The sequence below is a fragment of the Streptomyces capillispiralis genome (genome assembly GCF_007829875.1).
Classification (GTDB): domain Bacteria; phylum Actinomycetota; class Actinomycetes; order Streptomycetales; family Streptomycetaceae; genus Streptomyces; species Streptomyces capillispiralis.
Genome location: NZ_VIWV01000001.1, coordinates 4,119,117 through 4,130,858 on the forward strand (window position 1 = coordinate 4,119,117; position 11,742 = coordinate 4,130,858).

The 11,742-nt window shown below is 70.1% G+C and carries 15 protein-coding genes, 2 tRNA genes and 1 pseudogene; 2 read left to right on the top strand and 16 right to left on the bottom strand.

Going from position 1 to position 11,742, the window contains the following annotated elements; all coding sequences use genetic code 11:
• Nucleotides 1–112: 112 nt before the first annotated feature.
• A complete protein-coding gene (locus FHX78_RS17635) occupies nt 113–661 on the bottom strand; it encodes an SSI family serine proteinase inhibitor (RefSeq protein WP_145868405.1) in 549 nt (182 codons plus the stop codon).
• A gap of 178 nt (nt 662–839) precedes the next feature.
• Between FHX78_RS17635 and FHX78_RS17640 the strand changes: the two genes are divergently transcribed.
• Nucleotides 840–930: transfer RNA gene (locus FHX78_RS17640), tRNA-Ser, on the top strand.
• Between the two features lie 50 nt (nt 931–980).
• On the opposite strand, the gene FHX78_RS17645 is transcribed toward FHX78_RS17640, so the two are convergent.
• Complete coding sequence (locus tag FHX78_RS17645) at nt 981–1,226, bottom strand: fumarylacetoacetate hydrolase family protein (protein ID WP_425282234.1); 246 nt, start codon at nt 1,224–1,226, stop codon at nt 981–983.
• A 282-nt stretch (nt 1,227–1,508) separates the two neighbouring features.
• Here FHX78_RS17645 and FHX78_RS17650 point away from each other — a divergent pair.
• Nucleotides 1,509–1,581: transfer RNA gene (locus FHX78_RS17650), tRNA-Arg, on the top strand.
• Between the two features lie 81 nt (nt 1,582–1,662).
• Here FHX78_RS17650 and FHX78_RS17655 read toward each other — a convergent pair.
• The 14 genes and pseudogenes from FHX78_RS17655 to FHX78_RS17720 all read right to left on the bottom strand — a co-directional run bounded on the left by FHX78_RS17655 (nt 1,663) and on the right by FHX78_RS17720 (nt 11,366).
• Complete coding sequence (locus tag FHX78_RS17655; RefSeq protein ID WP_145868406.1) at nt 1,663–2,904, bottom strand: site-specific integrase; 1,242 nt, start codon at nt 2,902–2,904, stop codon at nt 1,663–1,665.
• Nucleotides 2,901–3,107 carry a helix-turn-helix domain-containing protein gene (locus FHX78_RS17660; protein WP_145868407.1) on the bottom strand — a complete coding sequence of 69 codons (207 nt, stop codon included), beginning with the start codon at nt 3,105–3,107 and terminating at the stop codon, nt 2,901–2,903. Before FHX78_RS17660 ends, FHX78_RS17655 begins: the two co-directional genes overlap by 4 nt.
• A pseudogene (locus FHX78_RS17665) lies at nt 3,104–4,446 on the bottom strand (replication initiator). The gene FHX78_RS17660 and the pseudogene FHX78_RS17665 overlap by 4 nt, the downstream one beginning before the upstream one ends.
• A gap of 119 nt (nt 4,447–4,565) precedes the next feature.
• Nucleotides 4,566–4,877 carry a SpdD-like protein gene (locus FHX78_RS17670; RefSeq protein ID WP_145868408.1) on the bottom strand — a complete coding sequence of 104 codons (312 nt, stop codon included), beginning with the start codon at nt 4,875–4,877 and terminating at the stop codon, nt 4,566–4,568.
• 20 nt (nt 4,878–4,897) lie between these two features.
• Entirely contained in the window at nt 4,898–5,053 is a 156-nt protein-coding gene (locus FHX78_RS17675) for a hypothetical protein (protein ID WP_145868409.1), read from the bottom strand.
• 15 nt (nt 5,054–5,068) lie between these two features.
• On the bottom strand, nt 5,069–5,248 hold the full coding sequence (locus FHX78_RS17680; RefSeq protein ID WP_145868410.1) for a mobile element transfer protein: 180 nt from the start codon (nt 5,246–5,248) through the stop codon (nt 5,069–5,071).
• Nucleotides 5,249–5,263: 15 nt separating this feature from the next.
• Complete coding sequence (locus FHX78_RS17685; protein WP_145868411.1) at nt 5,264–5,971, bottom strand: DUF2637 domain-containing protein; 708 nt, start codon at nt 5,969–5,971, stop codon at nt 5,264–5,266.
• Nucleotides 5,972–5,993: 22 nt separating this feature from the next.
• A complete protein-coding gene (locus tag FHX78_RS17690) occupies nt 5,994–6,206 on the bottom strand; it encodes a hypothetical protein (protein ID WP_145868412.1) in 213 nt (70 codons plus the stop codon).
• Nucleotides 6,207–6,288: 82 nt separating this feature from the next.
• Entirely contained in the window at nt 6,289–7,650 is a 1,362-nt protein-coding gene (locus FHX78_RS17695; RefSeq protein ID WP_145868413.1) for an FtsK/SpoIIIE domain-containing protein, read from the bottom strand.
• 5 nt (nt 7,651–7,655) lie between these two features.
• The gene (locus FHX78_RS17700) at nt 7,656–8,003 is read right to left on the bottom strand and encodes an SCO3933 family regulatory protein (RefSeq protein WP_145868414.1); all 348 of its coding nucleotides are present in this window, start codon (nt 8,001–8,003) and stop codon (nt 7,656–7,658) included.
• 179 nt (nt 8,004–8,182) lie between these two features.
• A complete protein-coding gene (locus FHX78_RS17705) occupies nt 8,183–9,004 on the bottom strand; it encodes an integrase (RefSeq protein ID WP_145868415.1) in 822 nt (273 codons plus the stop codon).
• Nucleotides 9,001–9,852: a sigma factor-like helix-turn-helix DNA-binding protein gene (locus FHX78_RS17710; protein WP_145868416.1), complete on the bottom strand. Its 852-nt coding sequence runs from the start codon at nt 9,850–9,852 to the stop codon at nt 9,001–9,003. The genes FHX78_RS17705 and FHX78_RS17710 overlap by 4 nt, the downstream gene beginning before the upstream one ends.
• 175 nt (nt 9,853–10,027) lie before the next feature.
• A complete protein-coding gene (locus FHX78_RS17715; RefSeq protein WP_145868417.1) occupies nt 10,028–10,417 on the bottom strand; it encodes an ATP-binding protein in 390 nt (129 codons plus the stop codon).
• Nucleotides 10,418–10,514: 97 nt separating this feature from the next.
• Nucleotides 10,515–11,366: a helix-turn-helix domain-containing protein gene (locus FHX78_RS17720; protein ID WP_145868418.1), complete on the bottom strand. Its 852-nt coding sequence runs from the start codon at nt 11,364–11,366 to the stop codon at nt 10,515–10,517.
• Between the last annotated feature and the right edge of the window lie 376 nt (nt 11,367–11,742).

An 11,742-nucleotide genomic window follows, 5' to 3' on the forward strand; every position in this document is an offset into this window, starting at 1 on the left:
AGCCCCGGTACCCGTAACTGCCTGCGGCGACGCGCCCCGAACCTTCGCGGGACCTTTACGCCCCCTGTGCCCCGACTCACCGCCGCGCGCCCCCACGCGCTCCCGGTCTCCGTCACGGGCGCTCCGGGGCGCTCGCTTCGGGCAGCAGGGGGACGAGCGCGTCCCAGCGGGCGATCGCGCAGCCGTTCTTACGGTCGTACGTCGCGTCGACGGGACGGCCGGCCCAGGTGCCGGTGATCCGGGCGGTGGCGGGCCCGCCGTACTGCATGGTGCAGACGGCGTCGCGCGGTGCCGGGGCGAAGGCGTCCTGCCCCCACCGCGCACTCCGGTCGACGGCGGCGCAGGCCCGGGCGGGGTCGGGATGACTGCCGCCACTGGGCCGGCAGCGCACCTCGTACGTCCCGTCCGCCCCGCCTCCCACGTCGCGCACGGTGACGACGAGGTGGTCACCGCGCGGCGCCGCGTCCTGCGCGTACGCCGCCGGGGGCGCCGTGGACAGCGAGGCGAGGACGACGGAGGCGGCGGCACCGACGGCGAGGCGCCGCCACGCGGGCCGGGCGGCGGACGAGGGGGCCGGCGGAGCCGCGGGGGAGGGGGTCGACCGGGCGGTGGACCGGGGGGCGGGCGGTCGGAGGGTGTCCGGGCGGACGATCTGCGTCATGACCTGCACAACGCGCCACCGCGCGGGACGTTGCGCCCCGGCGACGTGCCGGTCGGAAGGGCTTTGCCCTGCGGGCTCTCCGCCTAGTACCGTGGGGGGCGATTGGTGACACCCCACACGGTTGTGTCATCATCGGCACGCACGATCCGCCCGCGCTCGCGCGCGGAAGGTAGTGCATGGAGGCGTCGCCTAGTCCGGTCTATGGCGCCGCACTGCTAATGCGGTTTGGGCCTTAAAGCCCATCGAGGGTTCAAATCCCTCCGCCTCCGCCCCAGGACCAGGGAGTTCAGCCGATGTCGGCTGAACTCCCTGAGTCGTTTCAGCACCTCTTGGCAGCAGCCGAGACCCCGCAGCGCCGCGCCCGGCAGGTGTCCCGGTGAGGACGACATCGCCCGGCGCCGGCGTGAAGAACCGCGAGCGCGAGCAGGTAGGAGACCAGCTCGGCGACGCCGAAGATCATCGAGGCCGTGGTTCCGTCCTGCGTCAGCCGGCCGTTGACCCACGTCCGGATCGCGACGCTCTGCGGGTCCGGCACCTCGTCCCGCGTGATGCCCCACGGCCCCAACGAGCAGAACGTGTCCTCACGGACCGCGTGGAACCGGTCGCGGCCGCTTCGGCCTCATGGCCGTCGCCACGGCGGACGCCATCTCACGCCGACTCGGCCACAACCCGCCTCCGACCGGCCCTCACCGAACGTGACCCACACCCCGCCGATCCGGTATCTGCGCAGGTCACAAGGGGTAGACCTAACGGATTTCACATGACGGCGGCAGTCATGTAATGTTCTTCCTGTCGCCGCGAGCGGGGCCGAAAAGCCCAAGGAGCGGCGAGAAAACTGAAGAGACAAGCACTCGTAGCTTAACGGATAGAGCATCTGACTACGGATCAGAAGGTTGCAGGTTCGAATCCTGCCGAGTGCACACAGGTAAGAGGCCCCGGAGAGATCCGGGGCCTCTTGCGTTTCAGTGGCGTACAGCAGCGAAGTACAGCAACGGCTGATGTCAGCCGGTTCCCGCCCTGTCGCCACCGCCCATCGCTTCGGACAGCTTGCCGAGCGCCGCGCGCACCTCTTCTTCGCTTGCTTCGGCGTAGACCTCCATCGTCATGGCGATCTGCGAGTGCCGCAGGATGCGCTGCGCCACCTTCGGATGCACCTTGAGGGCGACCAGGAGCGAGCTGCACGTGTGCCGGGTGTTCCGAAGCGGGATCACTCGGAGGCCGGCACGACGGGCGCGCAGGGCGAACATGCGGGTCAGGTTCCCCGGCTCGATGGGCGTCCCGTACTTAGTGGTGAAGACCAGGCCGCGGGTGTCCTGCCAAAGTTCCCCAGCCGCCTTCCGGTCCCCAGTCTGCTGGGCACGGCGCATGCGGAGCGCCTTGAGGCAGAAGGCGGGAAGGGGAAGGAAGTCGTCGGACTCCTCGGTCTTGGTCTCCCGGTGGAGGATGTGACGGCCCGCGCGCTGGATCTGGTGATCCACGTACAGCTCCCCTGTCTCGAAGTCGATCGACTTCCAGGTGAGGCCGAGGACCTCGCCACGCCGGAGGCCGAGGCAGAGGACCAGGACCCAGGCGGCGAACAGCGGATCCTCACGGGTAAGCGAGTCATCGAGAAAACGGCCGGCCTCGACGACGGACCACGGCTTGATCCGACGTCGACGAGGCTTGGGGACCTTGACCAGGGACGCCACGTTCTTGCTGATCTCCTCTTCGGTCACGGCGTGGGTGAGAGCTGCCCGCAGGGCATCACGCGCAGCCTGGATCACCCGGCGGGACGGATACGCCTCGCAGCACTCACCAGAGGCGCAGCATCGGCGCCGAGCCGGAGCCCGCTTGGCGTCCTTGCCCTGAGCGCAGCACTGGCAGATGCCGGCCAGCTTGGTCAGCCACTCGCGCACGTCCCGGACGGTCAGCTTGTCCAGTCGCTTCGCGCCCAGGTGTGGGGCGATGTAGAGCCGTACCGATCCCTCGTACGAGACGTACGACAGCGGAGCCAGGTTCGGTTTGACGATGGACTCCAGCCAGTACGAGAGGAACGCTTCCACCGTGCGATGCCGAGTCCGTACGGGCCCCTTGCTGGCTTCACCGTGCAGCTTGATCCACTTCTCGTGAGTCTCCTCACGGGTCTTGCCGTAGACGTACTTCCGTTTCCGGCTGCCGTCCGGAGTGGTCACCCAGACGTACGCGGCGAAGCCGTTCTTGTACGGGTAGATGGACCCCTCACCGTTGGCCCGCTTGCCGCTCATGCCGCCGACCTCTCGGCGTCGGCCGCGCAGCGGTTCACGTACTCGTCGACCCACGCCGGGAGGATTCGCCGGTTGCGACCGATCTTCACGGAGCGGATCTCACCGCTCAGCACGAGCGCTTTGGTCTTGGACAGGCCGAAGCCGAGCATCTCGGCGACCTCGGCCGTCGTGTGCCACTTCCGCTGAATGGTCACCGAGGTCACTTGGTGGGTTCTCCTTCACTTGTGGGGGTGGTTCGGTGAGAGGCGGCGAACCAGGTCTCTGCTGCGGTCAGGCCGGTTCCGGCGAAGCGCCAGTGGGAGAGGACGAGCACGGTGTCCGGGTCGGGCAGCGGGTGGCCGGCCTCGGCCGCGCGCTCGCGGTGAGGGTTTCGTTGTGGTCGGCGCGTTCCTGGCGGAGGGCGCCGAGGGTGACGGAGTAGGCGCGGGATTTGGTGGAGAAGTGGCCGCGGAAGCCGAGCATGTGGGCCCACTTGCGCAGGCGCAGGTTTTCGAGTTCGGGGAGGGCGCCGAGGTGCCAGCAGGTGAGGATCATGCGCCGGGCGTGGTCGGTGACGCCGGAGCCGATCAGGTCCGTGACCGGGTTGCGGATGGGCCGATCCAGGGTGCCCGCGGTCTCGGCGCCCTTGGTGGCGTACTTGGCGATGTAGGCGGCCACGGCGCGGCTGGACAGTTCCGAGGTGCCCGCGAAGTCGGCCGAGCGGATGGGGCGGAGGTCGAGCTGTTCGCCGAAGCGGAAGGCGTACGCATGGCCGTCGAGGACCGGGCCGGGTGTCTCGGCGAGGCGGGCCGCCGAGCGGATCGCGTCGGTGAGCAGGTCGGTCGTGGCCCAGGGTGGAGGGGCGTCCTCGGCGCCGTCGGGTCCGTCGAGGCGGATGACGGCATGGAAGTGGACGGCGCCGCGCCGCTGGTACTCGGCGACCTTGGCGTACGAGACCTTGAGGCAGTGGCGCAGTGCCGAGCGGCCGATGCCCGCGCGGGAGGCGAGCTGTTGGCGCAGGTAGGTGGTGAAGCGGCCCCACAGTGCCCCGGCGTGTGCGTTCCACAGGACGGCCGTGCGGTAGTCGTAGCGGTCCGGGTCCAGGGGCGTGCCGAGGGCGGGGTCGTCGTCCGCGTGGAGGCGTCCGCAGCGGCACCGGCCGCCGCCGGGGCGGTTGTGGACGGGGCCGAAGGACGGGGCAGTGAAGGTGGCGAAGACGCGGGGGTGTTGGGCGACGCCGGGGCTGATGCCCTTGCCGCCGCTGAGACCGGCGGTGACGAGGTGGAAGGTGTCTTTGCGGTACACCTCGGCGCAGGTGGCGCACCGGGTGGCCCGGCGGTTGTTGCAGCGGATGAGGAGCTGTCCGGCCGGAAGGTCCCGGTCGGTGATCTCGCGGACGATCTCGCCCGTGGCGGCGTGAACGTCGAGCCGGTGGCCCTCCATCCGCACGGGCCGCTCGCATCCGCCAAGGCGCTGGATCTGTCGGGCGTAGGCGCTGAGGTCGCCGTGCCGGGCGAGGGACGCCAGATGACGGATGGCTCCGGCCGGAGCCGTGGAGTGCATGTGCGGTTTCCTCCTTGCAGAGAAGTCGGGGGTTCCCTGTGCGCAGGCACCCCCGCCCGGCTTGTCGAGGGGGCTAGACAGCGCAGGCAAGCTGGGCGGGCGGGCCAGAGACGAGCGGGTCAGCGGCGGCTCAGAAGAGAGCGCATGACGACGGCGCACACGGCCACGGACGTGGCGGTGATGGCGACGGCGAGGAGCATGGAGACCAGCACGGCGCCGACGACCAGGACCACGGCGGCGCCGCCCCCGACGAGGGCGAGCGCGGTGCCCGGGGTGAGCTGGACGGCCGAACGGGACGGCGCCGGGGGCACCGGAGTCGGGACGGCCGGGGTGACGGCGGTCGGCTCCGCAACGGCGGCCGGGGCGACAGCGGTGGGCGGGGCAACCAGACCGGTCGGTTGGGGCATGGTGGGGATCTTGGGCCGGAACATCAGCGGGTCTCCCTTCGTGATTACTTGACGGCGATGTCGATGACGGGGGCCAGGAGGCTGTCGGCGAGGAGGTAGCCGCCGAGCAGCAGTGCGGCGATGAGCCACCAGGGCGGGCGGATGAGCTTGACGCCGAGGACCCCGACGACGAGCAGGGCGAGCCAGAGCGGAACGTCCATGGCGGTGGTCTCCTGTCAGGCCGAGCAGCGGTGGGTACGGGCGGCGAGTTCGGCGGCGGCGCGGCTGTCGTACTCGGCGGAGAAGTCGCAGCGGGGCGCGGTGCAGGCGGCCAGGTGCCGGTGCCGGCCGCGGTGGATGTACGAGGCGACGTTCACGGGGCCGATGCGACGGACGTTGCGGAAGCGGGGGTTCACGGTGGTGCTCCTCTCTCAGAGGTGAGCGGCGACGGATGCGGTCATGGAGGGAGGCAGACCCAGCCGGACGCGTACGGCGTCGGGGTCGGCGGGGCGGCCGGTGGTCGAGCGGTGTTCTTCGGCCATGGCCCGGACGCGGTCGACCAGGGCAGGCGGCAGAGCAACGGCGGGAGCGGGCACCGGGGTCGAGGTGGCCACCGGTTCGGCGGCGATGCGCTTGGGAACGGGCTCAGGCTCGGTGAGCGGCGCCGGGAGGGCTTCTCGGTCGGTCGTGTCGTCAGTGGCCGGAGCAGGGCGTGTCTCCGTGTCCCCCGTCGGCGAGACCGGGACGGTCGGCGCTTCCGGGAGGTGTGGTGCGTGGGCCAGGAGCGTTCCGCCGAAGAAGGCGACGGCGGGCCAGCCGGCGACCACGACGCGGAGCGAGGCGGGGACGTCGTCCAGGTCGAGGAGCCCGGCGGTGGCCACGTTGGCGCCGAGGGAGGCGGCCAGGGCGATGAGGAACCACAGTCGCGGGCCGCCTGCCGCCTGTCCCGCTCGCTGCAACTGCCTCATCCGGCGCCAAGCGGCTACCAGCAGCAGGTCGACGCTGACGGGGTAGGCCCATGCCTTCCAGCCGTTCTGTCCGGCTGCCTCGGCCAGGTCGTGCAGGTGTGAAAAGGACAGGGCGCCCGCGATGACGGCTTGAACGATCACAGCGTCCACGCGGGCCAAGTGGGCTCGCATCGGATCGACTCCTTCCGCTCGCTCAGTCGGCGGGCTTGAGGGCGTCGGCGCGCTCACGGGCGAGGCGGGCCACCTCTGCGGCGTCGGCGTCACCGGGGGTGTGGGCGGCGATGCGCTCCAGGACGTCCGCCTTGCGTTGCATGAGCGCGGCGTGGTCGGCCGGGGTCCGGTCCTGCCGAAACGCGGCCAGATCGGCGATCAGCGCGCTCACCTCGGCGATGGTGGGGCGGGGCATGGGCTTCCTCTCGGTTTCGGGCATGGGCGGGGTAGGGACGTGGCGCGAGACGGTCACGCCGGCCGCAGAAGGGGGAATGCGGCTACTCGGTCGCCGGGCGGGTGGCGGGCACGGCGGCGGAGGACGAGGACGGCGCGGCCGACTCGATGACGGGCCGGAAGGAGTCGAGCCGCGGGAGTTCCGGAACCAGGGCGGCGGTGTCGCGGCAGACGGCTGCCGCGTCATCGAGGGTGAGGTGGGGCGAGCGGACTCGGGACCAGCCGCCGGAAGAGTCTCCGACGACGGCGACACCAGGCCGGTCGGCGGGAATCGAGGTTGCGGCGAGTGCCGCCTCAGGGGAGATGTCGGCGAGCGCCATGTTCGCCGACGACTCGTCGTTGACGCGGTGGCACACCCGGCCGGTCAGCTGAGCGCGCAGCATGGTGGCCCCCTTGCCGAGTTCGGAGCCGAAGCGCTGGCCGCACACCTCCAGGTAGATGCCGGCCGCGCGGCCGAGCTGGGCGATACGGATGAGCTTGGTGACCATGGCATCCCGCCGCTTCTCTTCGTCCTTGCCCGCTGCGAGGAAGAGTTCGGCCACCTCGTCCACGACGACCACGACCGGCACCGGCCGCACGGATTCCGGCAGTCCCCACACGTCCGAGGTGAGCACGGAGTCGGGTCCGGCATCTCCCGAGAGCCCGATCAGGCGGAACCGTGCTTCCATCTCATCCAGCAGGACGTCGAGGAGATCGTTCGCACGGTCCGGGTGGTCGGCGAGCGCGGACAGGCGGGGCGTGAAGGGCGCCAGTTCGACGCCCCATTTGCAGTCGATGCCGACCAGCACGACCGGTTGCCGGGCCAGGCCGCACAGCAGGTTGCGCAGGTAGACGGACTTGCCGGACTGTGTGGCGCCGAGGATGAGTTCGTGTGGCACGGTGCGGAAATCCCGTACATGCCACTCGCCGTCCTCCCGCAGTGCCAGCGGCAGCGAGAGCGGTTCAGTCGCCAACCGTCGCCGGGCGGGCCGTACCTCGGTAAGCACGTCCCAGCCGACCAGCCGTAGTTCGAGCCGTCCCGGCTTCGTGGGACGCACGTGCACGGCGTGGGCTCCCCAGGCGTGCCGCAGCCGGTCGGCCGAGGCGGTGAAGTCTTCGGGCGCCTGCCCGGCGGCCATGCGCAGTCGCATCACGAGCCCGGACGCGGTGGGCAGCGGGAACGAGTGGCGAGGAGGGACGGGGGCCGCCTGCCGCCCGATCATCCGGGCGGTGGCCCGGCGAACGGCCGAGGCCGGGACTGTCAGCCCGCACGCGTCCATGGTGGCGCGGTACGAGGCGAGCACTCGGAGCACGGCGACGGGATATCCGACGAGCCACCAGAACAGCACCGGCACACGGCGGCGCACCACCAGCAGCGCGACCAGGACCAGCAGGACGGGTAACAGAGTGCGGAAGGTGTCGGTCATGGCGCTCAGCCCTGCACCGGTGCCGGGGCGTCGACCATGACGGCGTCGGCACGGTACGCGATGCCGTGCCGGGCGCGTCCACCGAACTCGCTCTCCCACGGCCGGGCCACCAGACCGGACAGGATGACCGGCGCGCCCATCACCAGGCCGTCGCCGATGCCCTGCTCGGGGACGGTGACCTTGATCATGTCCGAGCCGCCGACCGCGATGAACACCAACTCCAGGACCATAAGGCGCTGGTTGGTCACCGGGTCCACGGCGACTTCTCCGGTCTGCCGGTCCCTGACCTTGACCTCGGGCAGCTTGGTGACGAGCAGCGTCGCGCCCGAAGTGTCCACGGGGATGACACGCATTTCTGTACCTCACAGGGTTGTTGACGCCGGGCGACCGGCGTGACGCGAACTGAATACCCCCCTAGACAGTCTGGGGAGGCCCGCCCTCAACTGTCTAGGGGGGGTTGACGCTTACCGTAAACCGACGCGCCGTCAACTGTCTAGGGGGGTATGCAAGTCTGTCTTGGCGCCCGAAGGTGCTAGGGAAGCTCCCAGTGCAGGACGGTGGCGTCATCCCGCGCCTTGCCGCGCGGCCAACGTCGACCGTGGGGGTCGTCGGCTTCGGCTTCGCGTACGCGGCGGATCAGCTCGTCCGGACCGGAGGAGTCGAGTACAGACAACCCCGTTTGCCAGTCGATGAGTTCGAAGCGGTCGACCAGCCGGCTCGCGCCATCGCTCAGCAGTGAGACGGACGCCAGGGACGACAGCTGCGCCGTCCCCGTCAAGGCGTGCTCCGCCGCCCGCGGGTCGGGCCCAGCGATCCAGAAGCCGCCCGGCCGGTTGCGCAGCCCCGTCAAGGCGTCCCGGAACTCGGCCAGTGCGGCGGTGTGTTCGGGGGAGCCGGTGGGCAGCGCGTCGACTGGCCCACGCAGACGCTTGCCCACCTCGTCCAAGCGTCGGTCGGTGCGCACGTCAATGCTTCCGTCCGTGCCGGCGAGGAGAAGCGAGGAGTCACCGAGAACGAGGTACTCCAGGACTTCCCCAGCAGCCCGTGCGGCGACGACCGTACTGGTCGGACTCGCCCGGTAGGCCAGGTCACAACTGTCCTCGTGCAGCGCCCGGACGAGCCCGATGGAGTCAGCCAAGCAGTCGGTGAGCGGTCGGGCAGGCTGCGCGGTGATGCTGCGCAGCAGCAAGCCGCCCAGCGTTGCCGAGAACCACGCGACACCATGCGCGCACCCGGTCTCGGCCCCGCCGACGCCGGCGCCGTCGAGGAGGACGGCAGCGCCGGGAGCGGCAGCGGCGAAGTCTTCGTTCTCCCGGTCCGGGTCGGCAGGCAGCGTGGAGAGGGTGACCCTCACGCCGCCGTCTCCTCGTCGTGCCGGTACAGGGGGCAGAGCAGTTCGACGGACCGCGGTTCGCTGGTCTCCGGGTCGTACTCGACGCCCACCAGCGTGGAGAAGCGGTGGTCCCCCACCTGGCCCCACAGCGTGTTGAGGTCGGAGGCGAGCAGCTGCACGACGCCGAGGGAGCCTTGCGTGTGGATACCGGCGATGGCCAGCAGCGAACCGGAGCCGTCCGGGCGTGACAGCCTGCCGAGGTAACCGACGTCGTACGGGCGGGCCGGCTCGCTGTCCTGGCCCGACCGGTACACGGTGCCGGTACGGTGGTCCACCAGGGTCCAGGGCCCGCCTTCCGCTCGCTCCCAGCGCAGTACGGGATCCTGCGCGTACGTCTCCCACATCTCCTGGGACATGCGCGGCCCGCAGACGACGACCAGGCCGTCCCGGTTGAGGTCGATCTCACCGCTCACCGGCACGTGCTCCGAGGTGACGTCGAGCCCGTAGGACCGCGCCAGGTCTTCCAGTCGCTTGCCGGAACTGACGTCGTCCACGGCAACGACCGTCCGACCGCGCTCGTCGTCACGACGCAACGGGGTGGCGACCGTGACAGCGCCCCTGCCGAGGAAGGCACCTTCCGGCGCCGGCCCGGTGTGCCGGATCTGGTGAATCCGCCCGCGGCTCAGCCCGGCCTTTGCCGCGATCTGCGCATACGACAGCCCTTGCGCATGGAGGTCCTGCACCACACGGCGCCGGAGCCGGGCCAGCTCGGTCACCTCTTGCTGCGCGTCGGCCAACCGAGTCGTGACCTCGCGCAGAAGCCGGTACGGATCATCGATCGCCATGATCCGTTGCAGCTCGTCCGACATGACCTCACCTCCTAGCAGTAACCAGGAGTCTAGGGCCCTAGACGAAATGGGCGGGAGACGCCGTCCCGACTGAACGCCGATCACATAGAAGCCCGCCAATCGCCGCGGCACACCCCGAGGACTCACTCGCTACCGCCTACAAGACGGCCACGACCCGACACCGAGCGGAGCGCGGTCACACACCCTCCCGCGCGAGATCGGCCCACACGGACCGCCCTTCGGGCCAGGTCTTCACGCCCCAGTCCTTCGCGCAGGCCGCGATCATCTGCAACCCGCGGCCGCCCTCTTCATGGGTGCCCGCGTCACGCAGGTGCGGTACGTGTTCGCCGCCCTGGTCGACCACCTCGATGCGTACGATGTCATCGCCGAAGTCGATCACCACGAGGAACCAGCCGCCGACCGCGCCGCTCAGCGTGTGCCGCACGGCATTGGTTGCGAGCTCGCTCACGACCAGGACGGCATCATCGACAGGACCGTGGCCGCTCAGCAGGGCGGCGACGAAGTGACGGGCACGTGCCACTTCCTCAGCCAGTCCGGGGAAGGCACGGCACCACTTGGAGCGCATGGGACTCTCCTCACCTATGTCTAGGGGGCTAGACAGCCCAGCGGCAGAGTATTCGCATGCGCCACCAACAGACCAGGCATTGAGAGGAATTATTCCTCTAAGGGGTGAGGGTGTCTCCCAAGTCCCGGAACTCCTTCATCACGAGCAGCAGCAGGTGCCGCGCCTCCTCACCGAATACAGCAGCCTCCTCGAAGCGGCTGAACGCCTCCTCGTACGAGGCCAGTTCGTAGGCGTCGTCGGACACCCGCTCACCGCCGAAGCTCTCCACCACGACAGCCCGCTGATCGCACAACGTGAACCCGTGGCGTGGCAGGACCGGCACCGGTCGGCGCCAGGGGATGATCCCGAGGCGCACCATGCTCAGACTCTCGACGGCCAGCAGCCGGTCGAGCTGGGCGAGCATGAGAGCAGGAGTCCCCGGCCAGGTCCGCAACACCGCTTCCGTCAGCACGAACACCGACTCCCGCCCCGGCTCGTACAAGACGCTCTGCCGGTCCACACGAGCAGCGACAGCCCGGCCGACTTCCTCTGGGGTCACCCCCGGTGCGCTCTCAAAGATGTGCCGGGCGTACTCCGCACTCTGGAGCATGGCCGGGAGAACGACACATTGGAACGAACGCACCAGGCGAGCGGACCGCACCTCTTCATCGATCGTCAGGCAGGCCGGAGCCCCACCGGAGATTGATTGCTCGGAGTCTGACGCAGACTCCACCGCGGCCAAGAGATCACGTACTTCACCCGCGGTCGACGTGTCGAGGCCGAGGGCATGCGAGAGCCGGTCGAGCACATCAGCACTCGGAACCATGCGCCCGGTCTCAACTTTGGACACGGTCGGCTGTCCCACTCCAGCCCGCTGCGCCAACACGGCACCCGTCAGGCCAGCCTCTGCACGAAGCCCGCGAAGACGTGCCCCGAGCGCCTTCATCCGCTCCCGCCGTTCACTCCCCATGCCCAGGGTTCTACACCACGCGCCAACAGGACCCAGGCTCACGAGCCTCGTGAATCGTCAGCTCGGGGCCGAGCTGTCAAGCATGTACGGGGACCGGCCACACCAACGGTCCGAGCATGATTCAAACTTTCTCTACTGGTTCAAGGGCCCGCGCGAGGCGCGGGCTGGCCCCTTGGGCTCGGCCCCTCTGCGCCTTCGGCGCCGGGGCCGGCCCATGGGGCCGCAGCGAAGCAACGGCCCGAGGGTAGAGCCCGCATGGCGTGCGACGGTCAAAGACGATGCCTCCGGCGGGGGATCGGCCGGCACCGGGATGGAGGGGGCGCCGTTGCCGACCGCGGGCACGTTGGGGCGTGCGTGGGGTGCTCCCATCCCGACC

What these genes read in the sequence shown, in the direction of transcription:
- FHX78_RS17635 (WP_145868405.1), bottom strand. Translation starts at nt 661, where the DNA reads ATGACGCAGATCGTCCGCCCGGACACCCTCCGACCGCCCGCCCCCCGG.
- FHX78_RS17655 (WP_145868406.1), bottom strand. Translation starts at nt 2,904, where the DNA reads ATGAGCGGCAAGCGGGCCAACGGTGAGGGGTCCATCTACCCGTACAAG.
- FHX78_RS17670 (WP_145868408.1), bottom strand. Translation starts at nt 4,877, where the DNA reads ATGTTCCGGCCCAAGATCCCCACCATGCCCCAACCGACCGGTCTGGTT.
- FHX78_RS17675 (WP_145868409.1), bottom strand. Translation starts at nt 5,053, where the DNA reads ATGGACGTTCCGCTCTGGCTCGCCCTGCTCGTCGTCGGGGTCCTCGGC.
- FHX78_RS17685 (WP_145868411.1), bottom strand. Translation starts at nt 5,971, where the DNA reads ATGCGAGCCCACTTGGCCCGCGTGGACGCTGTGATCGTTCAAGCCGTC.
- FHX78_RS17690 (WP_145868412.1), bottom strand. Translation starts at nt 6,206, where the DNA reads ATGCCCCGCCCCACCATCGCCGAGGTGAGCGCGCTGATCGCCGATCTG.
- FHX78_RS17695 (WP_145868413.1), bottom strand. Translation starts at nt 7,650, where the DNA reads ATGACCGACACCTTCCGCACTCTGTTACCCGTCCTGCTGGTCCTGGTC.
- FHX78_RS17700 (WP_145868414.1), bottom strand. Translation starts at nt 8,003, where the DNA reads ATGCGTGTCATCCCCGTGGACACTTCGGGCGCGACGCTGCTCGTCACC.
- FHX78_RS17710 (WP_145868416.1), bottom strand. Translation starts at nt 9,852, where the DNA reads ATGTCGGACGAGCTGCAACGGATCATGGCGATCGATGATCCGTACCGG.
- FHX78_RS17715 (WP_145868417.1), bottom strand. Translation starts at nt 10,417, where the DNA reads ATGCGCTCCAAGTGGTGCCGTGCCTTCCCCGGACTGGCTGAGGAAGTG.
- FHX78_RS17720 (WP_145868418.1), bottom strand. Translation starts at nt 11,366, where the DNA reads ATGGGGAGTGAACGGCGGGAGCGGATGAAGGCGCTCGGGGCACGTCTT.